This is a genomic window from Rhizobium sp. WCS2018Hpa-16 (genome assembly GCF_031843705.1).
Lineage (GTDB): Bacteria > Pseudomonadota > Alphaproteobacteria > Rhizobiales > Rhizobiaceae > Agrobacterium > Agrobacterium tumefaciens_C.
The window spans coordinates 887412-910765 of record NZ_JAVTIX010000001.1 but is presented as its reverse complement, the minus strand read 5'-3'; the positions used below and the strand labels follow the sequence as shown (position 1 = coordinate 910765).

21 protein-coding genes are annotated in these 23354 nt (G+C 58.3%); 7 read left to right on the top strand and 14 right to left on the bottom strand.

Going from position 1 to position 23354, the window contains the following annotated elements:
* Positions 1-392: 392 nt before the first annotated feature.
* Positions 393-1784, top strand: a complete 1392-nt coding sequence (gene fumC, locus RQI55_RS04615) for a class II fumarate hydratase (protein ID WP_042619367.1) — start codon at positions 393-395, stop codon at positions 1782-1784.
* A 311-nt stretch (positions 1785-2095) separates the two neighbouring features.
* Entirely contained in the window at positions 2096-3157 is a 1062-nt protein-coding gene (locus tag RQI55_RS04610; RefSeq protein WP_042619366.1) for a GGDEF domain-containing protein, read from the top strand.
* Between the two features lie 28 nt (positions 3158-3185).
* Here RQI55_RS04610 and RQI55_RS04605 read toward each other — a convergent pair whose 3' ends face one another.
* From RQI55_RS04605 to RQI55_RS04595, 3 genes are read right to left on the bottom strand one after another with little or no spacing between them, the layout of a single operon-like run.
* The gene (locus tag RQI55_RS04605; RefSeq protein ID WP_243255897.1) at positions 3186-3794 is read right to left on the bottom strand and encodes a pyridoxamine 5'-phosphate oxidase family protein; all 609 of its coding nucleotides are present in this window, start codon (positions 3792-3794) and stop codon (positions 3186-3188) included.
* Positions 3795-3823: 29 nt separating this feature from the next.
* A complete protein-coding gene (locus RQI55_RS04600) occupies positions 3824-5641 on the bottom strand; it encodes a monovalent cation:proton antiporter-2 (CPA2) family protein (protein ID WP_243255896.1) in 1818 nt (605 codons plus the stop codon).
* Positions 5642-5679: 38 nt separating this feature from the next.
* On the bottom strand, positions 5680-6048 hold the full coding sequence (locus tag RQI55_RS04595; protein ID WP_042619363.1) for a gamma-butyrobetaine hydroxylase-like domain-containing protein: 369 nt from the start codon (positions 6046-6048) through the stop codon (positions 5680-5682).
* Between the two features lie 181 nt (positions 6049-6229).
* Between RQI55_RS04595 and moaA the strand changes: the two genes are divergently transcribed.
* From moaA to mobB, 5 genes are all read left to right on the top strand, one after another.
* Positions 6230-7219 carry a GTP 3',8-cyclase MoaA gene (moaA, locus tag RQI55_RS04590; RefSeq protein WP_409233696.1) on the top strand — a complete coding sequence of 330 codons (990 nt, stop codon included), beginning with the start codon at positions 6230-6232 and terminating at the stop codon, positions 7217-7219.
* A gap of 175 nt (positions 7220-7394) precedes the next feature.
* A complete protein-coding gene (locus tag RQI55_RS04585) occupies positions 7395-8297 on the top strand; it encodes a DMT family transporter (protein WP_042619361.1) in 903 nt (300 codons plus the stop codon).
* Positions 8294-9508 (top strand): multidrug effflux MFS transporter, encoded by a 1215-nt coding sequence (locus tag RQI55_RS04580; RefSeq protein WP_243255895.1) that lies wholly within the window; start codon positions 8294-8296, stop codon positions 9506-9508. The genes RQI55_RS04585 and RQI55_RS04580 overlap by 4 nt, the downstream gene beginning before the upstream one ends.
* A complete protein-coding gene (gene mobA / locus RQI55_RS04575; protein WP_243255894.1) occupies positions 9505-10134 on the top strand; it encodes a molybdenum cofactor guanylyltransferase MobA in 630 nt (209 codons plus the stop codon). The genes RQI55_RS04580 and mobA overlap by 4 nt, the downstream gene beginning before the upstream one ends.
* The gene (gene mobB, locus RQI55_RS04570) at positions 10131-10658 is read left to right on the top strand and encodes a molybdopterin-guanine dinucleotide biosynthesis protein B (protein WP_243255893.1); all 528 of its coding nucleotides are present in this window, start codon (positions 10131-10133) and stop codon (positions 10656-10658) included. Before mobA ends, mobB begins: the two co-directional genes overlap by 4 nt.
* A gap of 104 nt (positions 10659-10762) precedes the next feature.
* On the opposite strand, the gene RQI55_RS04565 is transcribed toward mobB, so the two are convergent.
* The 11 genes from RQI55_RS04565 to RQI55_RS04515 all read right to left on the bottom strand — a co-directional run bounded on the left by RQI55_RS04565 (position 10763) and on the right by RQI55_RS04515 (position 23291).
* Positions 10763-12352: a peptidoglycan DD-metalloendopeptidase family protein gene (locus RQI55_RS04565; protein WP_243255892.1), complete on the bottom strand. Its 1590-nt coding sequence runs from the start codon at positions 12350-12352 to the stop codon at positions 10763-10765.
* A gap of 307 nt (positions 12353-12659) precedes the next feature.
* Positions 12660-13313, bottom strand: coding sequence for a protein-L-isoaspartate(D-aspartate) O-methyltransferase (locus RQI55_RS04560; protein ID WP_243255891.1), 654 nt, complete (start codon positions 13311-13313; stop codon positions 12660-12662).
* On the bottom strand, positions 13310-14086 hold the full coding sequence (gene surE / locus RQI55_RS04555; RefSeq protein WP_243255890.1) for a 5'/3'-nucleotidase SurE: 777 nt from the start codon (positions 14084-14086) through the stop codon (positions 13310-13312). Before surE ends, RQI55_RS04560 begins: the two co-directional genes overlap by 4 nt.
* Positions 14087-14105: 19 nt before the next feature.
* Complete coding sequence (gene serS, locus RQI55_RS04550; protein WP_243255889.1) at positions 14106-15389, bottom strand: serine--tRNA ligase; 1284 nt, start codon at positions 15387-15389, stop codon at positions 14106-14108.
* Between the two features lie 92 nt (positions 15390-15481).
* Positions 15482-16294, bottom strand: a complete 813-nt coding sequence (gene tatC / locus RQI55_RS04545; protein ID WP_042619353.1) for a twin-arginine translocase subunit TatC — start codon at positions 16292-16294, stop codon at positions 15482-15484.
* Positions 16291-17142, bottom strand: a complete 852-nt coding sequence (gene tatB / locus RQI55_RS04540; protein ID WP_243255888.1) for a Sec-independent protein translocase protein TatB — start codon at positions 17140-17142, stop codon at positions 16291-16293. Before tatB ends, tatC begins: the two co-directional genes overlap by 4 nt.
* 62 nt (positions 17143-17204) lie before the next feature.
* Entirely contained in the window at positions 17205-17441 is a 237-nt protein-coding gene (locus RQI55_RS04535) for a twin-arginine translocase TatA/TatE family subunit (RefSeq protein WP_243255887.1), read from the bottom strand.
* A gap of 159 nt (positions 17442-17600) precedes the next feature.
* Positions 17601-18251, bottom strand: a complete 651-nt coding sequence (scpB, locus tag RQI55_RS04530; RefSeq protein ID WP_243256952.1) for an SMC-Scp complex subunit ScpB — start codon at positions 18249-18251, stop codon at positions 17601-17603.
* A 70-nt stretch (positions 18252-18321) separates the two neighbouring features.
* The gene (locus RQI55_RS04525; protein WP_243255886.1) at positions 18322-19152 is read right to left on the bottom strand and encodes a ScpA family protein; all 831 of its coding nucleotides are present in this window, start codon (positions 19150-19152) and stop codon (positions 18322-18324) included.
* Positions 19153-19202: 50 nt separating this feature from the next.
* Positions 19203-20219, bottom strand: coding sequence for a beta-N-acetylhexosaminidase (nagZ, locus tag RQI55_RS04520; protein ID WP_243255885.1), 1017 nt, complete (start codon positions 20217-20219; stop codon positions 19203-19205).
* Between the two features lie 81 nt (positions 20220-20300).
* Positions 20301-23291 (bottom strand): SPOR domain-containing protein, encoded by a 2991-nt coding sequence (locus RQI55_RS04515; RefSeq protein WP_243255884.1) that lies wholly within the window; start codon positions 23289-23291, stop codon positions 20301-20303.
* Between the last annotated feature and the right edge of the window lie 63 nt (positions 23292-23354).

Sequence of the window (23354 nt, the reverse complement as noted above, 5' to 3'; positions counted from 1 at the left end):
CTGATTGGTCTTCTTTTGGGAAGAAACGGAAGAAGGCCAATCCTTTATCAGACATGGGTTTCCAGCCCGACAAAAATCGTGCTGGCGTGGGCTCCACGTTTGGCCAGAATAGTTAAATTTCTCTTTAGTTTCTTATCATTGAGCAAACAAGTTTTCGTCACGCGGGTACACATTGAGCGTCATTTCCGTGCCTCCAGTAACGTGACCCAAATGCCACGCTGCCGGACTTTCGGAACCAAGCCATGCGCGGCGTCAAATCCGTGGCGAAATATGGCGTCCGGCTGCTGCGACAGGCTTTCCATGATTGCGCTATCCCTTTATATGTCGGCCCGCGCGCAAAGCCTTAAGCGAAAAGCTGGCTTGCCGGAGGATACACAGGAGAGGCAGGACTGATGACAGCCACACGCACTGAAACCGACACATTTGGCCCGATCGATGTTGCAAGCGACCGTTACTGGGGCGCCCAGGCACAGCGTTCGCTTGGAAACTTCAAGATCGGCTGGGAAAAGCAACCCGCATCGGTCGTACGTGCGCTCGGCATCGTCAAGCAGGCCGCTGCCCGCACAAACATGGCACTGGCCGGTCTCGATGCGAAGATTGGCGACACCATCATCCAGGCCGCACAAGAGGTCATCGATGGCAAGCTCAACGATCACTTCCCGCTGGTGGTTTGGCAGACCGGTTCCGGCACGCAGTCCAACATGAATGCCAACGAAGTCATTTCCAACCGGGCGATTGAAATGCTCGGCGGCGAGATGGGCACCAAGAAGCCCGTTCACCCGAATGACCACGTCAATATGAGCCAGTCGTCCAACGACACATACCCAACGGCCATGCACATTGCCTGCGCCGAGCAGATGGTTCACCACCTGCTGCCAAGCCTCAAGCACCTGCATGCGAGCCTGGATGCCAAGGCAAAGGGCTTTGCCCACATCATCAAGATTGGCCGCACCCACACGCAGGACGCAACACCACTCACGCTCGGCCAGGAATTTTCCGGCTATGCAGCGCAGGTCGCTTCCGCCATCAAGCGCATCGAACTCACTCTATCGGGTCTTTATGAACTGGCACAGGGCGGCACCGCCGTCGGTACAGGTCTTAACGCGCCCGTCGGCTTTGCAGAACAGGTTGCCGAAGAGATCGCAAAGATCACTGGCCTTCCTTTCGTAACGGCCCCCAACAAGTTCGAAGCACTGGCTGCCCACGACGCGATGGTCTTTGCCCATGGCGCCATCAATGCCGCGGCGGCCGCACTGTTCAAGATTGCCAACGACATCCGCTTCCTCGGTTCCGGCCCACGCGCCGGTCTTGGTGAACTGGCATTGCCTGAAAACGAACCCGGCTCATCCATTATGCCGGGCAAGGTCAACCCGACCCAATCGGAAGCTCTGACCCAGGTCTGCGCACACATCTTCGGAAATCAGGCGGCTATCACATTCGCAGGCAGCCAGGGCCATTTCGAACTCAACGTCTACAACCCAATGATGGCCTATAACTTTCTGCAGTCGGTACAACTTCTAGGCGATGCGGCCGTTTCCTTCACAGACAATTGCGTCGTCGGCATTGAAGCCCGTGAAGACAACATCAAAAAGGGCGTCGAAAACTCGCTCATGCTGGTCACAGCCCTCAATGGCAAGCTGGGATATGACGCCTGCGCCAAGATCGCCAAGACCGCGCACAAGAACGGCACGACGCTTCGCGAAGAAGCGGTCGGCGGTGGGTATCTCACCAATGAAGAGTTCGATCAGTATGTTCGTCCGGAAAACATGATCGGCCCTAAATAACACGAGACTGTGGAGGCGGCTCTCATGAACCGCCTCCATTTTTTTCGATATTCTTGACGATTGTTAAGACAACAAAAAAATTTTGGCCCTATAAGAAATTACCACTATAATTTTGGCTGCATGGTGATATTGGGTGCTACCCACGATTTTGTTAGGCGAATCTAATTATTTAAAAACAAGGCCTTACAGAGCCGTGGACATATTGGAATATTCGTATTTTCGACAAATACAGATTTTCGTTAATTGAGATTTCCATTAGAACTTTATGATGATCGCGGATTACAGACGCACATATTGCCGGGAGTGACTTGATGAAGATGCCGTCGACGTCCAAGGGATTGGATATATCCGCGCAGATTCTGTTTGCCATGCGCAATATGGGCGTTGTTCCCATTCCGCGCAATTACAGCCTGTTCTACGAAGCCTATATCGGCTCCAATCCGGATTTGACCAAGGATCTCGCTGCGCTGGGCAATAATGCGACGCAGGAAGATCTGGACGAACTCGGTTCACGGTATTTCGATCATAACCAGGGGCAATTGCTGGAATCGGCCCGTGCAAAGCTGGCGACGGAGCTCAGCCGCGTGCTCGGTGTTCTTCAACACGAGCAGACGAACCTTGAGAATTACAACCGCATTCTGGATGAAACCCGTGCCGGTATTGCGGATAAGAACCACGCAAGTACCCATCTTCTGCGCACCGCTGTCGCCATGCTTGTGGAGGCGACTGGAAACAAGATGGCGGAAAACGAGACGACATCCAAAAGCGTGGATCGACATGCCGAGGAAATGCAGCAGGTTCGCCTTGAGCTTGATGAATATAAGCGCATCGCCAACACCGATTCCCTGACGCGGCTTTCCAACCGCCGCGCTTTCGATGAAAAGCTGGCCTCCATGTATGACAGCACCATCGGCCTGCAATTTTCCGGTCTTGTGTTGGTGGATGTCGACAATTTCAAACGTATCAACGATACGTTCGGTCATCCCGTGGGAGACAAGATCCTCGCCAGCGTCGCCTCGGTCATCCGTGCCTGCGTGCGCAAGGATATCTTTGTTGCCCGTAGTGGCGGTGAAGAATTTGCCATCATTCTCGAAGGCAGCAGCCAGGAAGAAATCAACGTGATGTGCGAACGGATCAGAACCACGCTCGAGAAGACCCCGTTCCGCCACTCGAAATCCGGGATCGACTACGGTCAGGTCACAATATCCCTTGGCTACACGATGGCATCGCAGGCGCAAAATCCCGGCGAGTTCTATGCAAACGCCGATATCGCGCTTTACCAGGCCAAGGAAACAGGACGGAACCGCACCGTGCTTTTCCAGGACGGCATGCAGAAAAATTATGGCGGCAAGAGCTGGCTCATTTACAAGTAGAAAACCGCATCCGCGGTTTCTCACCCACTCACCACATGGTTTTCTCAGCGATTTTCGGCCACTCGCGATCATAGGTTTCCTGATCGAAATCCGCTTTTGCATCTTTAACCAGTGCGCCCGGCGTGGGTAAGGACGCGGGATCAAGGAAATTGTCCGGGTTCCACAGTTCTGAGCGCAGCAATGCGCGCGCGCACTGGAAATAGACCTCACCAATCGTGAAAACAACGACCGTTCGCGGATGCTTGCCATCCATCTCAAAGCTCTGAAGCAATTCGGGGTCGATTGACACCTCGGCAGTTCCGTTCACACGCATCGTTGTGTTGGAACCGGGTACCAGGAACAGAAGGGCCACGCGGGGATCGCGCACGATGTTGGTCAGCGAATCCACACGCTTGTTGCCATGCCAATCCGGCAGCATCAGCGTCTTGTCATCAACAACCCTGATAATGCCGCCCTTGTCACCACGCGGTGAGCAATCCAGTCCCTCCGGCCCCACGGTTGCCAGCGCCATGAATGGCGATGCTTCGATCATCCGCCTGTAACCCGGCGTCAACGCCCTGGTGACTTTGGTGTAAGAGGTTTCCTTCACCTCGCCATAAATGGCTCTCAGTTCGTCGACGGAACGGATGATTGTCATGATGTCCTCTCTTTGCCTCGCATAGCGCGTCAGCCTTGCTCCTGCGCCTCTTCGCGGGCCTCTCGTTCCGCGCGCTCGCGGGCCGTGCGGGCAGCAACAAGGTCGGCGGGCTGCGAGTTGCCGCGCACCAGCGAGCGCCCGGCATAGATACCGCCAACGACCTCGAGCGCGAACCGCTCTCTGTCGACATCGCGGAATTCTTCCACCAGCCGCTCGGCCAGATCGGTTTCCTCACCAATAGCGGTCAGCACCTTTCCACTGAAATCCAGAGCTGACTCATAGGTCTCGCGGATCTGGTAATCGACACCCGCCTTCAACAGGTCGAGCGCATGGCCTCGATCATAGGCGCGCGCCAGCACCGGCACCAAGGGAAATTCGTGCTTCACAATTTCGGCGATCCGAACGGCAGCGTCCTTGTCGTCCACGCAGATCAGCACGGCCTTAGCCGACCCTGCCCCTGCCGCATGCAGAATTTCAGACCGTGAGCCATCGCCATAATAGACCTTGAAGCCGAAACCGGCGGCGTCGCGCACGAAGTCTGCATCCTTATCGATGAGCGACAGCGTGTATCCACGCGCCAGTAGCGGCTGGCTGACAATCTGGCCGAACCGGCCAAAACCGATCATGAGAATGCTGCCCTCGACATTCTCTGGCAGATCAAGATCGCCGGTATCGGGAACATGCTTGGGCATGATGCGATCATGAGCAATCACCATCAGCGGCGTCAGGATCATCGAAATGATGATGGTCGCCGTCAGCACCGCATTGGCTTCAGCGTCGAGTATTCCAGCCGCAACGGCTGCCGAATAAAGCACGAAGGCAAATTCGCCACCCTGCGCCATCAGCACGGCCCGCTCTATGCTTTCGCGCTGGCACGTTCCCAGCATCCGCGCCACGCAGTAAATCAACAGCGCCTTGATGAGCATGTAGGCAACCACGCTCATCACGACCAGTTGCCAGTTGGCGGCAATCACAGTCAGATCGATCGCCATGCCGACGCCGAGGAAAAACAGGCCGAGAAGAATGCCGCGGAAGGGTTCGATATCGGCTTCCAGTTGGTGCCGGAACGAGGATTCAGACAGCAGCACGCCCGCCAGAAACGCACCCATCGCCATGGAAAGCCCGCTGACCTGCATCAAAAGTGCGGAACCAAGAACCACCAGCAAAGCCGCTGCCGTCATCACTTCCCGCGCGCCAGATGCCGCCAGCAGCCGGAAGAACGGGTTGAGCAGATAGCGGCCTGCGACGACAAGCGCCACGACGGCGGCAAGCGCGATGCCAATGGAGGTCATCCGCTCCGTCAGCGTCACGGCTTCGCCACCCGCACCCAAAAACGCGACAAGCACCAGAAGCGGCACGATGGCCAGATCTTCAAACAGAAGAATAGCAATGATGCGCTGGCCTTTCAGCGTCGACATGCTGTTGCGCTCCTGCAGCATCTGCATGACGATAGCAGTCGATGTCAGCACAAAGCCGGTGCCCGCGACAAAGGACGGCGCAAGCGAGAAGCCGAGCGCAAGGCCCACCATCGTCAAGCCCGCCATGCAGGTCAGCACCTGAAAGGCACCGAGCCCGAAAATATCCTTGCGCATGGACCACAGCCGCGATGGCTGCATTTCCAGCCCGATGATGAAGAGAAACATCACCACGCCAAGTTCGGCTATATGGATGATGGCTTGTGAATCGGAAAAGGCACCGAACCCGAACGGACCTATGACGAGACCGGCGGCGAGATAGCCTAGAACCGAACCGAGGCCTATTCGTTTGAAAATAGGCGCCGCGATGACCCCCGCCGCCAACAGGACGACCACTTGCGCCAGATCGTTTGCATTTCCCTCGACTGCCAAGTGTCACCCCTGTCCCTGCATGAATTCGTTTATGTCTGCTAGCGGAGTTTAGGCTCCCTGCTCAAGCCTTTTTCCTTCAGCTCCTGCTCATATTCAGAGAACAGTGTGTCACCCGTCTGCCCAAGCTCCAGCAGATATCTCCAGGTGAAAATTCCGCTATCATGACCGTCATCGAACGCGATGCGCACGGCATAATTGCCCGTGGCGACAACGGCGCGAATGCCAACGTTGCGCTTGCCCGGAACGGTAACCTTCTGTCCCGGCCCATGGCCCTGAACCTCGGCAGACGGCGAAAGCACCCGCAGCATTTCGGCGGGCAGATCATGAGAGGCGCCATTGTCGAATGTCACGACGAGATGTCGCTTGTCTTTCGAGACGCGCAGTTCCGTGGGCCAGGGATCACTCATTTTTCATTTCCGCAACATGATAATATACTGCACACTTATGACCTTGCCGCTCTGCGGGCAAGACACTACATGAAGGCCCAAGCCTCGCCCGCCTCCCAAAGAATGGACTGGAGACTTCAGTTTGAACAGCTTTCTCGGTTCGCTGCCCCACGCGAATTCCCTGACGGAAAGCACGGCACCGATGGTCGATCCCTTCGGTCGCGCCGTCACCTACCTGCGTGTGTCAGTTACGGATCGCTGCGATTTTCGCTGCACTTACTGCATGTCCGAACACATGACCTTCCTGCCCAAGAAGGATCTTTTGACGCTGGAAGAGCTGAATCGGCTCTGTTCCGCCTTCATTTCCAAGGGTGTGCGCAAGATCAGACTGACAGGCGGCGAGCCGCTGGTTCGCAAGAACATCATGCATCTGGTCCGTGACCTCGGTCGCCACGTGCAGGCCGGAACGCTGGACGAACTGACCCTGACGACCAACGGCTCGCAACTGGCAACTCATGCGACAGAACTGTTCGATTGCGGTGTTCGCCGCATCAACGTGTCTCTGGATACGCTCGATCCGGATAAATTCCGGCAGATCACGCGTTGGGGCGATTTCTCGCGGGTCATGAGCGGTATTGATGCCGCACTGGCTGCCGGTATCAAGATCAAGCTCAACGCCGTGGCGCTGAAGGATTTCAACGAACATGAAATTCCTCACCTCATGCAATTCGCCCATGAGCGCGGCATGGATCTGACCGTCATCGAAACCATGCCGATGGGCGAAATCGAGGAAGACCGCACGGATCGCTATTTGCCGCTGTCGCAGGTGCGGGCTTCGCTGGAAGAGCGTTTCACACTTGATGATATCGGCTACCAGACTGGCGGTCCGGCGCGCTATGTCCGCGTTAAGGAAACCGGTGGCCGCCTTGGCTTCATCACACCTATGACGCATAATTTCTGCGAAAGCTGCAATCGCGTACGCCTCACCTGCACCGGCACCCTATATATGTGCCTGGGGCAGGATGATGCCGCAGATCTGCGCACGGCGCTGCGCGCTTCCGATGACAACGCACTTCTGTCTCAGGCCATTGATGATGCCATTCTGCGCAAGCCGAAGGGACATGATTTCATCATCGACCGCACCCACAAGCGCCCCGCTGTTGCCCGCCACATGAGTGTGACCGGCGGCTGATGGCATTTTCGGAATCCAGACCCGTCTGACGCGAAGCTTTATTCCGTCTTCCAATATAATTCGATTGAATTCGCCTCGGCAGCATGCCACGCATTCAATGTAAGAGGAGTGGGCGGAGTCGTACGATGTGCCAGGCACCATCGCGGACACCGTTGTATCTGGGAATGTGAATAAAATGGCACTGACGGACAATACGCGCGGCGCGTTGCTCATGACGCTCGCGATGGCTTGCTTCACCATAAATGACGCCTTCACCAAATCCGTCACGCCCTACATCAACACAGGCCAGATCCTTTTCGTGCGCGGCATCATCACCTGCGTGCTGGTTTATGTCATTGCCCGTCAGATGGGCGCGCTGCGCCCTATCAAAATGATGCTGCGACCCATCATCGTCGCTCGCTGCCTGTGCGAGGTCGCGGCATCCATTCTTTACCTTAGCGCGCTGGCGGTCATGGGGTTTGCCAATGTGGCGGCGATCATGCAATCGCTCCCGCTGGCGGTTACGCTCGGCGCGGCCATTTTTCTGCGCGAACCAGTTGGCTGGCGGCGCTGGAGCGCCATTCTGGTCGGCTTCGCGGGCGTGCTCATCATTCTGCGGCCCGGCCCCGATGGCTTCACCACGGCAGCCCTGCTGGTCGTTGGCGCCGTCTTCGTTACCGCCGGGCGCGATCTGCTCACACGGCGCATGTATACCGATGTCCCGTCCATGACGATTACAATGACCACCGCCTTCGTCAACACGCTGTTTGGCGCAGCCCTGGTCCTGCCGTTTGGCGGCTGGCAGCCGATGGACGGCTATATCTGGTCGCACCTCTTCGCCTCTGCCGTTCTCGTTGTCATCGGCTATCAGGCTGTCATTCTGTCCATGCGCCGTGGCGAGATCGCCTTCGTGGCACCGTTTCGCTACACCAGCATGATCTGGGCCTTCTCCATCGGCTTTTTCGTGTTTGGAGAGGAATTGAACGCCTTTATCCTTAGCGGCACGGCCATCATCGTTGCCTCAGGGCTTTACACGTTCTATCGCGAAAGCAGGCGCAAACAACCGCCTATCGCGAAAACCTCAACGAGAATACCATGAGTGCGGTCGTTTTTCTCAAGCGCTCGACGCCGCCGCATATTGCGACGCTCGTCCTGATCTCAGGCGTTGCGGCGCTGAGCATGAACATTTTCCTGCCCTCGCTTGCCGCCATGGCGGTCTATTTCGAGACCGATTATGCCGTCATGCAGTTTGCCGTCTCTGGCTATCTGGCAACCACAGCTATTCTGCAACTCGTCATCGGCCCGCTATCGGATCTATTCGGGCGTCGTCCGGTCATGCTCGTTGCGCTCGCCGTCATGGTCATCGCCACCCTCATCTGCGCGTTCGCGCCCAATGTCACCGTCTTTATGATTGGGCGCATGCTGCAAGCCGTTGTGGCATCAGGCTTCGTACTGGCGCGCGCCGTGGTGCGGGATATGGTTCCGGCAGATCAGGCCGCCTCCATGATTGGATACGTCACCATGGGCATGTCCGTCGTTCCCATGGTTGGACCCACCATCGGCGGCTTCCTCAATGATTTCGCGTCATGGCACGCAAGTTTCATACTGCTCGCCCTCTGCGGCGCTGCGATCTTCGCCCTCGTCTTTTTCGACCTTGGCGAAACGAACACACAGAAATCATCAAGCTTTTCGGCTCAGTTCAATGCCTGGCCGCAATTGCTGCGCTCCAGCCGCTTCTGGGGCTACGCGCTAACGTCTACATTCTCGTCAGGCCTGTTCTTCTCCTTTCTGGGTGGCGCGCCCTTCGTTGGCAATGTGCTTTACGGCCTGTCACCGGCGGTGCTCGGCATGCAATTCTTCTTCATGGCGGGCGGCTACATGTTCGGCAATTTCCTGTCCGGGCGTTATGCGCAGCGCGTCGGTATCTCGCGCATGATGCTGGCAGGAAACGCCATTGCCGCAGCCGGCATTTTCGTTGCTCTGGCGCTGTCCTATCTAGGGCTGAACAGCCATTACGAATTCTTTCTTCCGCTTGCCCTGATCGGCCTCGGCAATGGCGTGACATTGCCCAGCGCCAATGCTGGCATGGTCAATGTCCAACCGCATCTGGCCGGTTCGGCATCCGGCCTTGGCGGTGCCTTGACCATTGGCGGAGGCGCTGCTTTGGCCGTCCTTGCGTCTTCGCTGCTTTCAAAGGAAGCAGGCACCACGCCGTTATTGCTGGTCATGACGGTGAACGCGCTTCTTGCGCTGGCAGCAAGTGCCTATACAGGCATGCAGGAGAATCGCCATATACGAGGCATGAAATGAACCAAACAGATACGCTGCCTGGCCTTATCCTTGCCGGTGGACTATCGCGCCGCATGGGCACGAACAAGGCGCTCAGCCACCTCGGCGAAAGGCCTCTTCTGTCCCATGTGATTGATCGGGTAACACCGCAGGTGTCACAGCTTGTGCTGAACGCCCCGGAAAACTGGGCCCACGCCTTCGCGCTTCCGCTGGTGCCAGATACCAAGTCCGGGCACGCCGGGCCACTGGCCGGTATTCTTGCGGGCATGCGCCATTTTGCGGCCCATGCGCCACAGGCCAGCCATTTCCTGACTGTGCCTGCCGATAGCCCGTTCTTTCCGGCTGATCTTTCGACGCAACTCACACAGCACGTTACAGGTGAGGATGCCATCGTCATCGCCGCATCCAGCGGCCATGTTCATCCCGTCTTCGGGCTGTGGCCTGTCTCGATTGCTGACGATCTTGAGCAATGGCTGGAGGATGACAACAACCGCCGTATCCGCAGCTATATGGCGCGGCATGTCACGCTTGGCGTGGCCTTTCCCCCGGTCGAAAGCGCAACAGCCTCCATTGACCCGTTCTACAACATCAACACGCCGGATGAACTCGCGACCGCCGAGACATTTCTGAGGAGCCTGTCTGAATGACGCGGAAAGTATTTGGCATTTCCGGCTGGAAAAACTCCGGCAAGACCGGCCTTGCCGTTCGCATCGTGACCGAGCTGACGGCCCGTGGCTACCGCGTCTCCACAATCAAGCATGCGCATCATGATTTTGATATCGACAAGGTCGGTGCCGATAGCTGGCGGCACAGGCAGGCTGGCGCACATGAAGTTACCATCGTCTCAGGCACACGCTTTGCCATCATGCACGAATTGCGGGGCGGGCCGGAGCCGTCATTCGAGGAAATCCTCGCCCGCATCGCCCCTTGCGATCTGGTCTTGATCGAAGGTTACAAATACGAGCCCATTCCCAAGATCGAGGCACGCAGGCGGGACGCCGCAAAGACCGAGCCGCTTGCACCCAATGATGCAAATATCATCGCCATCGCCGCTGACCACGCAGTCCCAGACACCACGCTGCCGGTCTTCGATCTGGATGACACGGCAACAATCGCCGACTTCATCGAGCGCACAGTCGGCCTGACGAGACCTGCCCTGAACCAACCCTGAAATGCGAAAAAGCCGGGCGCAAGCCCGGCTTTTCCTATCCTTGAGACGCAATACCTGATCAAGGAAAAAGGGGGATCCTATTCAAGGAAAGAGAAAGGGGGATCCTATTCAAGGAAAGAGGATGGGTTCACAGGGGTCGCGTCCTTGCGGACTTCGAAGTGAACCTGTGGACGCTTGGCGCTGCCCGTCATGCCTGAAGTGGCAACGGTCTGGCCGCGCTGAACCTTCTGGCCACGCTGGACCTCAAGGTTTGCCGCATTGCCGTAAACCGTGACACGACCGTCGTCGTGGCGGATCAGAACCGTGTTGCCCAACTGCTTCAAGCCGTTGCCGGAATAGATGACGACACCGTTTTCAGCAGCCTTGATCGGCGTACCCTCTGGCACGGAGATGTTGATACCATCATTGCGGCTGCCATCGACGTTTTCACCGAAGCCGGAGATCACAGCGCCGCGAACCGGCCAGCGATATTTGCCGATGCCTGTGGACTCAGGCGCAAGTGACGCCATGTCGGACTTCTTCTCGACATCGCTGACGCTCGCATCTGCGGCGGCTGGAGCCTTTGGTGCCTCGACCTTGGCCGCAGCAACTGGGGCTTCAACCGGCTTGGAAGCGTCTGGCGCCTGTGGCTGAACCGATGCCGTCTTGATGCCGTCAGTGCCTGCACCCGGAATTTTCAGGGTCTGGCCGATCCGCACATTGCCATCGGTGATGCCGTTTGCAGCTTTCAGGTCTGCAACCGAAACGCCGTTAGCGCGGGCAATCTTTGCAAGGCTATCGCCTGACTGAACCTTGTATCCACCCGTTGGCGGAAGCGGCTTGCCGCCGGGAGGCGTCAGCTTTCCGGCCTCTGCAGAAGCCTTGTCACGGGCGGCATTCTGGCTTGGCAGCACAGCGACGTTCTGCTCTGGTCCGCGTGTTGGCGCAGGGCCGTTATTGTCCTTACTCAGATCAATATTGCCCGATGCGGCACGTGCGGCGTTACGAGACTGACCGAACTTAGGAATGACGACGGACTGACCGGGCGCAGCAGCAGAGGCGCTGGAAAGGCCGTTTGCCTGCAGCAGAGCCTTCTCAGGCACGCCGTAACGCTTGGACAGCGTCGCAATCGTTTCGCCGGACTTCAGCGTTACCGAAGACGCACCATCGGTGTGCCAGCCGGTATCGGCAGCTTTGACGGAACCGGTGGAAAGCGTGTCTGCGGTGTTGGAATTGACACGTGCCGACGCCATGGAAGGCGCGGCTGTCGATTTGCCCGTTGGCATTGGCTGCGCCATGGCTTCGCTGCGGTTTGCCGGTTCGCGACGTGTCGCAGGCGATGGAGCCGCAAGCTCCTGACGCTGAACCGAAGCCGAAGACGAGGCCGCGCGCGCCGACGAAGGCTGGACCGAACCGTAGCCGCCGTTAGAAGCCGGATAAGCCTGATTCATTCCAGAATTCTGGTTTGCGTAGCCGCCCTGCGGCGCGGAAGACGCGTATCCGCCACCGCCCATGTCGTTCTGCGGAACAGGCGCTGGCACATTACCGCTGCGAGATGGAATGGATGCCGTGGTCATCTGGTCCGGGCCGCTGGAAAACAGGCCGCCAAATCGCGTGGCGTCCGAACTACAACCCGTTGCGACGCTTGCCAGCAATGCCGCTGCGAACATCTTTGCGATTGATTTTCCGATTTTGGGCGAATTACTCATACGCATGACTCGATCTACACTGACGCCAACCACCGCATCGGGATCGATCCGGCTGAATTACACTTTGCAAGGCCCCTCTCCCGTCTCGGGAAAACCATGCGTCGATGGAGATGATTAAAGCGTGTTAGTGTTACCACGCCGTTAAAACGGCATAGGGTTTTGATAATTTTTGACAATTCGATAACCATGCGCCCAACGCAAAGCCTTGTTTGGCAGGGGGTTCCCGCACAAAGCAGCGCACATGCAATATTTTGAATAAAATCAATCCTGCACGCCACCCGCACCCCGGCGCGCGGCGCGGTGTGCCGATATGTTACAAATATCGGGCGATATGCGGCTCTATCGGCAGATAGGGAGTCTCGAACATTTCTTCGCGCTCGAATCGGCTGCCGGTCTTGGAAAAACGGGTCATGATGCAGCGCCCATCTTCCATCATGATGGGCACGATCATCATGCCGCCAGAGACAATCTGCTCGGTAAAGAAGCGCGGAAGGGTCGGAAACGCAGCCGTGGAGATGATCCGGTCGAAAGTGCCCTCGCCGACCAACCCATTCGTGCCATCCGCGTGGCGAATCACGACATTGCGAATGCCGAGATCGTCCATCCGGTTGTGCGCCATTTCCACCAGCGTCTTGTAGCGGTCAATGGAAACCACACGCTCAGCCCGCTTGCCCAGCACAGCTGTCATGAACCCGCTGCCGGTGCCGATTTCCAGCACACGCTGACCGGGCTTCACCTGAAGGCGGTGAACCAGCTTCACGGCCATATCCGCGCTTTCCATGAAGGCACCGCAATCAATGGGAATGGTTCGGCTGGAATAGGCATCGGCTGCAAATTGCGCAGGCACGAACTGCGAACGCGGCGTCTGCTCCACAGCCGTCAGCAGGTCAATGTCGGAAATCCCTTCGGCCCGCAGCCGCAGAACGAGGGCGGCAAAGCCCTCTTTCTCCACCATGGCCGATTTCAACCGTCCACTCCCAGTCCAAGGGCCTTCGCGACGCGATCTTTCACGGTGTAATCTGTGAGATCAAGCTTGAGCGGCGTAACCGAAATCCTGTCCGCCTTGACCGCATGGATATCCGTGCCATCAAGGAACGTGCCAAGTCGCTCACCAAAGCGCAGCCAGTAATAGGGCATTCCACGACCATCCTGCCGCTGCTCCACCGTCATGCCGAAATCCAGCTTGCCCTGCCCCGTCACGCTCACACCCTTCACATCGGCGGGTGCACAATTGGGGAAGTTGAGGTTGAGGAAGGTTTCGTTCGGCAGCTCGACATTCATCAGCTTGCGAATCAAATCCGGCGCATAGGTCTCGGCAACTTCCCAAGGCACCACCCGTTCGGCGTTGCCCGTATAGGCATAGGCCTGGCTCAGCGCAAAGGAGCGAACGCCTTGCAGCGTGCCTTCAATAGCCCCCGCAATCGTGCCGGAATAGGTCACGTCATCGGCCATGTTGGCACCGGAATTGACGCCGGATAGGATCAGATCAGGCTTGCCCGGCAGCACTTCGCGCACGCCCATGATGACGCAATCGGTCGGCGTACCACGCAGCGCGTAATGCTTGTCGGAAATCTTGCGCAGTCGCAGCGGTTCAGACAGCGTCAGCGAATGCGCAAGGCCGCTCTGGTCCGTCTCCGGCGCAACGATCCAGACATCGTCAGAGATCGTGCGGGCGATGCGCTCCAGTACCGCCAACCCTTCGGCATGAATGCCGTCGTCATTCGTCAGCAAAATCCGCATGATTGTCCTCCCAGGCTTATCAGGCAGCCTTTTCGATGCGCGTCAGGCCGCCCATGTAAGGCAGCAGCACGTCCGGAATTGTGACCGAACCATCTTCATTCAGATAGTTTTCCAGAACGGCGATAAGGCAGCGACCGACTGCCGTGCCTGAACCGTTGAGCGTGTGGACGAACTTCGTCGCCTTCTCGCCCTTGCCCCGGTACCGCGCATCCATGCGACGGCCCTGAAAATCACCGCAGACGGAGCAGGACGAGATTTCGCGGTACGTATCCTGACCCGGCAGCCACACTTCCAGATCGTAGGTCTTGCGCGCACCAAAGCCCATATCGCCGGTGCACAGCGTCATGGTGCGGAAATGCAGGCCGAGGCGCTTCAGCACTTCTTCGGCACAGGCCGTCATGCGCTCATGCTCTGCAACCGCGCTTTCCGCATCGGTAATGGATACGAGCTCGCACTTCCAGAACTGATGCTGGCGCAACATGCCGCGTGTGTCACGACCAGCCGAACCGGCCTCAGAGCGGAAGGAAGGCGTCAGCGCCGTAAAGCGCAGCGGCAGCTTCTCAGCATCGAGAATCTCACCAGCAACAAGGTTCGTCAGCGTCACCTCGGCAGTCGGAATCAACCAGCGGCCATCGGTCGTGCGGAACAGATCTTCGGCGAATTTTGGCAATTGGCCCGTGCCATACATCGCCTCATCGCGCACCATCAGCGGCGAAGACACTTCCGTATAACCATGCTCCGACGTGTGCAGGTCAATCATGAATTGCCCAAGCGCGCGCTCCAGCCGAGCGATCTGGCTGGTCAGCACCGTGAAGCGCGAACCGGAAAGCTTGGCGGCGCGGTCGAAATCCATGTAGCCGAGCGCTTCACCGATTTCGTAGTGTTCCTTGGCCGGATGGTTCCAGCCGGGCTTCTGGCCGACAACACGGGCAACGATGTTGTCGTGCTCATCCCTGCCAAGGGGAACATCATCAAATGGAATGTTTGGAATGCGCGACAGGGCATCGTTGAGTTCTGCCGAAACCTGACGGTCTTCCTCTTCCAGCCGTGGCATGCTGTCCTTGATGTCAGCCACTTCGGCCTTCAGCTTCTCAGCCAGTTCGGCGTTCTTCTGCGCCATGGCAGCGCCGATTTCCTTGGAGGCAAGGTTGCGGCGGGACTGCATGTCTTGCAGGGTCTGGATCACGGAGCGGCGCTTTTCATCCAGCGCGATCAGCATGGCGGACTGCGGCTCTGCATTGCGGCGAGCAAGCCCGGCATCGAAAGCTTCAGGGTTTTCGCGTATCCATTTAATGTCGTGCATCGTGGTTCCAGACCGTAATTTACATCATGTTTTGAAAAACAAAACGCCGGGACACATGGCCCGGCGTCTGAAGAAGATACTGACGAATACCGTCAGTCGTCACTGGAATTTTCAAGCTCACGGCCTGCATTTTCCTCAGCGCGCTTCTTCTCCACGAGTCGTGCCAAATGTATGGAAATCTCGTAGAGAATGATTGCGGGCAACGCAAGACCGATCTGGGACATCGGATCCGGCGGCGTCAGCACCGCCGCCACCACGAAGGCGGCAACAATGGCGAACTTGCGCTTTTCGCGCAGCCACTGGCTTGTCAGCAGCCCGACACGCGCCAGAAGCGTGGTCACCACAGGCAGCTGGAACACGAGGCCAAAGGACAGCACCAGCGTCATGATGAGGCTGAGATATTCCGACACCTTCGGCATCAGCGAAATCGCAACTTCACCATCTTCCGGCAGTTGCTGCATGGCGAGGAAGAACCACATGACCATGGGCGTGAAGAAGAAATAGACCAGCGCACCGCCCAGAAGGAACAGGAGCGGAGACGCAATGAGGAACGGCAGGAAGGCCGCGCGCTCGTTCTTGTAAAGGCCCGGCGCCACGAATTTGTAAAGCTGCGACGCGATGACCGGGAAGGAAATCACAAGCGCGCCAAACATGGCGACCTTGATCTGTGTGAAGAAGAATTCCTGCGGCGCAGTGTAGATCAGCGACGACTTGGCAACGTCGAGCCCGGCCCAGATGACCGCCCATTTATAGGGAATGACCAGCAGGTTGAAGAGATGTTTGGCAATGGCGAAACAGCCAATGAAGGCGACGAAGAATGCGCCGAGCGACCATATCAGCCGCGTGCGCAGCTCCATGAGATGTTCGATAAGCGGCTGCGGCTTATCATCGGTATCGGCAGTCATGCTTCACCCTTTTTGGCCTTGGCCTTCTTCACTGGTTTCGCAGCGGATGCCCCGGTACCTGATGGTTCGACAATCGATTTTGCCAGCTCAACCATGGGCGCTGCAGCCTCGACCGCCGCTTTCGCAGCTTTCGCCGTGCTGGGCTTAGGCGCATCCTTGCTCAAGGCGACACTACCCGGCTCGGCGGCGCTTGCGCGCTTGCGGGCGGGCTTTGCAACCTCGTCCTTTGCAGAAACGGTCTTCGCCACGCGCTTGGGCTTTGCGGCAACCTTTTCCGCCTCAACTTCCTGAACGGATTTCTCGGCACGTTTGCGAGGGGTTTTAGGCTTTTCAGCTGGTTCGACTGCTGGCGTCGTCACAACAGGCGTTACATTCGCCGCAGTAACGGGTGCCGCAGCGGGCGTGGCAACGGTTGCTGTCGCTGTGGCCGCAGCAGCCACAGTTGCCGGGGTTGCCATCGGCGGTGGGCCTTCAGGCAGCTTCATTTCTGGATCAGCAAGATCGACAGCCGGTGCACCCTCAGGGGCGCTCGTCGCAGTGGACGATGTTGTTACACCGTTCAGGTCGTTGCGAAGATCATTTCCCAGCTGGCGAAGCGGGTTCATCGCATCACGAATGGAATTTGTCGGGTTGAGATTGCGCACGTCCGAAATCGTCTGGCGCACGTCGTCCATGTCGGCCTCTTTCAAGGCCTCATCGAACTGAGAGCGAAAGTCGCCCGCCATCTTGCGCAAACCAGCCATGGTCTTGCCAAAGGCGCGGATCATGGGCGGCAAGTCCTTGGGTCCGACGACGACGATCAAGACGACCGCAATCACCAGCAGCTCGCTCCAGCCGATATCCAACATCATAAAGCTCCTGACATGCGCAGTGTCACGGCGCAGCGTTCAACGCCGCGCCGTAAAATCATTTACTTGAGCTCGTCAGCCTTATGGTCGACAGTCTTGGCGTGAACGGTGGTGGTCGGCTCAGGCGCCGTGTCGCGATCAGCAGCGCGCGGCGTGCCGTCTTCGTCGGCCATGCCCTTCTTGAAGCTCTTGATGCCCTTTGCGACATCGCCCATCAATTCGGGAATCTTGCCACGGCCAAACAGGACAAGCACGATCACCAGAACGATCAGCCAGTGCCACACACTAAAAGAACCCATAACGCAAACTCCCTGAATTTTGCTTTGCACCGATGTAAGACGTTTGCGGAGGTTTTTCAAACACCAAAATGGCGATTCAACAAACGATAAGACACTATAAATTCAGCAATTGCCAAATGCTGGCAACTCTTTGTGATGTAGCCAGCAACGAAACTTCGATCATCTCTCCGGCTCGTCGCCACTGGGCGAGAGCAGACCGAGCTCTTCAAGGTCCAGCTGCGTGATGGGATCTTCATCCTCGGTCAGTTCATCGCTCATGGATGGCAACGGAATACCGAAGTTGGACGGAATGCGGCCAGAAAGCAGCCCTGCCCCCTTCAGCTCGTCCAGCCCCGGCAAATCGCGCAATTCTTCCAGCCCGAAATGGTCGAGAAACTCAATGGTCGTACCCATCGTAACGGGTCTTCCCGGCGTCCTTCTGCGTCCGCGAAAGCGCACCCACCCGGCTTCCATCAACACATCGAGTGTTCCCCGTGAGGTCTGAACGCCCCGGATTTCCTCGATTTCCGCCCGCGTCACCGGCTGGTGATAGGCGATGATGGCCAGCACTTCCAGTGCAGCGCGCGAGAGCTTTTTCGGCTCTTTCTCATCGGTTCGTATCACGAATGATAGATCGCCAGCCGTGCGGAACGCCCAGTTTCCACCAACCTGAATGAGATTGACGCCGCGCTCGCCATAATGACCCTTCAGCTTTGCCATCAGCATGGCGACATCGATTCCCTTGGACACACGCTCGGCAATGAAGGCTTCGGAGACCGGTTGCGCTGAGGCGAAGACGAGAGCTTCGGCAATGCGCTCGGCCTCTTTCATCTGCCGCTCGGTCACGGTCGCGACGCTCGCCTGCTCTTGGCTCGATGGGGCCTCGTCGTCGAGGTCGAGTTCATTTGACATCATCTGTCCTTTCACGGCCAGACCCCTTGCGCATGAAGATGGGCTGGAAGGCTCCGTCCTGGCGGATTTCCAGTGAACCTTCACGCACCAGCTCCAGCGATGCGGCAAAGGCGCTCGCCATCGCTGTTGCCCGCATGGTGGGGTCGGCAACATATTGCAGCAAATAGCCATCCAGCTCCGTCCACTCCGCAATATCGCCCAGCATGGAGGTCAGCAACTCTCGTGCGTCCACAAGCGACCAGACCTGCCGTTTTTCGATGGTGACCAGGGTGATGGCCTGACGCTGGCGCAGGTTCGCATAGGCGCTCAAAAGATCATAAAGGCTTGCCTCAAAGGATGAGCGACTCTTGTGGGGAATATGCTCAGGCGCACCGCGGGCGAACACGTCGCGGCCCAGATGGTGTCGGTTCACCAGCCGTTCCGCCGCATCCCGCATGGCTTCAAGCCGCTTCAGCCGGAAGGCAAGCGTCGCCGCCATTTCCTCGCCGCTCGGGCCTTCATCCTTGCTTTGCTGGGGAATGAGGAGCTTGGATTTGAGAAACGCAAGCCACGCCGCCATGACCAGATAGTCGGCTGCAAGCTCGATTCTGACGCGGCGTGCTTGCTCCACGAACACGAGATATTGCTCGGCCAGCGCCAGCACCGAAATGCGTGACAGATCGACTTTCTGTGTGCGGGCGAGGTGCAGCAAAAGATCGAGCGGACCTTCAAAGCCCGCTACATCGATCATCAAAGCGGTTTCACCGGTGGCGCGCTCGGGCTTGATATCCTCCCAGAGCTTTTCCATCGGCACACCGCCGCGAGATTTATCTGCCGCCATTCATTCGTCCACCGGGCCTGATCTTTAAAGCCGCCCGGCCGCGCTGCCTCTCAGGCAACCGCCAGCATGGCGTTGAATTCGTCTCGCAGCGCCGCCTCTTCCGCACCATCAGCAACCGGAAAACCGACTTCGACAGCGCGCGCACGCTCCAGAGCTTTGCCGGAAAGAATAGGAACTTCCCTCACGACCTGAAGCATTTCATCCATCACGCCATTGCAATGCAAGACTATATCGCAGCCACCCGCAACAATATTCGCCGCCCGCTCTCCCAGCGTGCCTTTCAGCGCATTCATCGAGCTGTCGTCGGAGATCAGGAGACCATAGAAGCCGATCCGTTTGCGGATGATCTCTTCGATAACGACTGGAGAGGTCGTGGCCGGGCGCTCTGCATCAATGGCGGTAAACACCAGATGCGCGCTCATCGCCATCAGCTCCTTGTTCAGGGCGCGGAAGGGCACGAAATCATGCGCGTCCAGCTCGGCCAGTGGCACATCAACCACCGGCAATTCATGGTGGGAATCGACCATGCCTCGCCCATGGCCGGGCATGTGCTTCATGACAGGCAGCATGCCGCCCGCCTTCAGGCCATCCGCTGCCGCCTGCCCCATGGCCGATACCAGCGCCGGATCGAACCCATAGGCACGGTTGCCGATAACATTGCTCGCCCCTTCAACTGGAACGTCCAGCACAGGCAGGCAATCCACGTTGATGCCAAGCTTCATCAGGTCAAAGGCATGCAGACGCGACATCAGCCATGCAGCTCGCAGGCCCTGGCTGCGGTCTCGCAGATAGATCTCTCCCAGCGACTGTGCATTGGGATAGGATTGCAGGATGGGTGGGCGAATGCGCTGAACGCGCCCGCCTTCCTGATCGATCAACACAGGCGCATTTGGACGCCCGACCGTATCGCGCATGGAGGCAACGAGATCGGCAACCTTCTTGGCGTCGCCAATGTTGCGCCCGAACAGAATAAAGCCCCAGGGACGCTCGGCTTTGTAAAGCGCGATCTCGTCATCCGTCAGTGTCAGGCCGCTACAGCCAAGGATCATAGCTTTTGTGTCGGTCATGGATGTGTCCTGCTTGGAAATCGGTAGGCATGAAAAAGCCGGGAGCGATAACGTCCCGGCTTCAATGTTTGTCACCCCAAATCAGCGGGCGATGAGGCAGCTGCCACCGGCTGAGCGGAAGCGTTCGCAAAGAGCTGCCGCTTCATTCTTGTCACCGGCTGGAATGCGGACGCGGTAGAAGGTGCCCTTTCCGGCAATTTCAGCAGCCTTGATATCAACGCCGCGACCACCAATGACCGAGCCGAACTTGGCCGACAGGCTCTGGTAGGACTTCTGTGCTTCAGCCTGGCTTGGAAGCGAGGCGACCTGCACATAGTAACCACCCGTCGAGGACGTGTTGGTGGCAGGCGTTGGAGCAGCAGCGGTTTCCTGCGCAGGCTGCGAAGGCGCTGCCGGGCGAACGTTGCCCTGGCTGGTTACCGTTGCCGTTACATTGGCTGGCTGTGCCGACGGACGCGATGCTGGAAGCGGAGCAGCAGTCTGGGCAGGCTTTGGTGCCGCCGCAACTGTTGTCGCTGCAGGTGTCTGTGGCTGCGCGGGCTGTTCTGGTGCAACAGGAACACGCGACGCGGCAATCACAGTTGGGGCAGCTTCTGCAGCAGCCGTGGCCTTCGGTGCGGCAAGCTCGTCGATCTTGTCAGCCTGCGGCGCAGCCTGTGCAGCCGGCGCTGGTACGTCCTGCGCAACAAGCGTGCCGTCAGGCTTAACGATCATCGTGCGAACCTTGCGCGGCGATACGTTGACTGGCGAGCCGTTCTGATTGTTTTCCGAAAGCGCCTTTTCTTCCGGAGACAACAAGCGCGGATCTTCCGTCTCACCCACCGGTGTCGAGGCCAGTGCCTCCATGTCTTCATTTTCGCCCTCAAGCGGCAACTGCTCGGGGATCAGCGTGCGCTGCACGACATCCACGGGCTGCTCGTTGCTGGAAATCAGCGAAGGCTGCTTGGGGTCTGCAGGCGCGGCTCCGGCCACACGGTCATAAACCGCCTTGTCCTGGTTCGGAACAACACGACCGCCCGGATTATCAGGCACAACCTTTGTCGGTTCGCTATCGGCGGAGATGATGACGGGAGCGCCATTCGAGCCTTCGCTCGACGAACCACCGAACATCAGCGCATAGGTGCCACCGCCAACAAGCAACACGCCGATTGCAGCGGCCATTGGCACGAACCAGCGACGGCCAGCGCCGCGCTCCTCATCCTCGTAGCGCGCGTTCTGCGCCAGATCAGTCGGCGTCACACGGTCTGTGTAGGAGCCGGATTTGGCGGCTTCTTCCATGCTGCGGCGGAAATCCTGCTCCAGCGCGCGTTCAAACTCATCGACCTCATCCTGCGTTGGCTGAGGCTGACGTGTGGCAGCGGCATTCTTGTGGCGATCAAGCCCGCCAGACATGGCCGGTGCAAAAAGCGCGGCCAGTTCGGTGTCAAGATCGAGGTCTTCTTCCTGGCGACGTGGCGCAGGCTTTGGCTCGAAAACGCCAACGGGCAGCTCAGGAACTTCCATCTCGGCGATGGTTTCCGTCTGGTCTTCCGTTTCGCCGATCTGCGATGGGTCGAATGGCAGGCTGTCCAGCGTGGCTGGCGGTGCGGTTACGACAGGCGCAACCGGACGCGGCTGCTCTACGCGTGCAACTGGCGCGGCAGCGACTGGTGCAGCGGCAACAGGCTTTGGCTGAACGGGTGCTGGCGCGACCGGTGCAGGACGCGCTGCAACAACAGGCTCTGCAGGTGGAGCTACGGCCACATCGATGTTTGCAATCTCGGAAAGGTCGATATCAAAATCGAAATCATCGAGCGCCAGTTCGAAGTCATCGTCCTTGAACTCTTCGAATGCCGGTTCGGACTTTGCAGTCGCCGCCGGTGCTGCCACAGGCTGAACGGGTGCCGCCACGAAGGCTGGCTCTTCCCGTCTGGCAACAGGTGCTGGCTGCGGCGCAACAGGCTGCGCTGCGACAGGTGCCGCGACGATTGGCGGGGCGACAGAAACCACAGGCTCAATGCGCGCTGCAGGCTCTGCAACGCGGGCGTCCCTCGTGCCGATTTCGTATTTTGCAACGTCGAAGATCAGTTCATCCATTGCGGATAGCTTCTGTCCGGCAGGCAACACAGGCTCAACGTGGCTGACCGGCGCTTCAACCGGCTGCACGAATTGCGCCGCTACAGCTGCTGGCTCTTCAGCCTTAGGCGCAACGGGTGCTGCGCGTGGCGCACCGAAATTGGCCAACGGCAGACGAAGGCTGGAATAATCCAGCGAAGAACGACGGGCGATGGAGGGGGATGCCTGAACGGGTGCTGCGACGGATGAGTCTTCAGCAACGGAAAGTTCCAGCTCGCTGGCCAGATCAATGGCCGTCTCGCCAGAAGTTTCAGCCATCAGCTCCCAGTTCGGCTGGTTCGCAACCGATGCGTCGAGCTGCGACTCCGCTGGAATGTCATAGGCCGGTTCTGCGTAAACAGGCTCAGCGACTGGCGCAGCATAATAGGCTTGCTCGACCTGCGGCTCTGGCGCGACATAGGCGGCTGGCTCAACATGCTGAGGTGCCTGCTCGCTGACGTCCTGATAAACCGGCTGCGGCGCTGGCGTCTGGCGGTGCGCAACATCAAACAGTGCTGCTACCTGCTCAGGGTCATCGCTGAACTCATCACGCAGGTCGGAAGCGGCAGTTGGTTGAGCTCCATGCTCGGCAACCAGAAACTCTTCTGTTTCGGCCGGCGCATAGTGTTCCACAGGTGCAGGCGCTGGCGGGGCCATTTCTGGCTCCTTGCGGGCAAACACGGATTCGACGCGCTGCAGGAATTCGTTAGCAGGAACCGACGCACGGGTGTCGTTTGCCGCATCCAGCGCTACGGGCTCGTAGCGTGGCGAATCATAGATCGCGAATTCGCGAAGCAGTTCGTCTTCGAGATTGAATTCAGGCTCCCGACGTTGCGCCGGATGCTGCGCAGCCGGGGAAGCAACATGGGATGGGCGATCCTCTTGGCCAACAAGACGGGCCAATTGCGCCAAGGGATCGTTGTCAGCGAACTCATCTGCCCGGTTATCCCGGTTATACGCGACATTTTTTTCGACCATTACGTGTTCCACCATCTACGCATCACAGCACTTGCCAGCGTATTGTGAGCAAATAATGGTGAG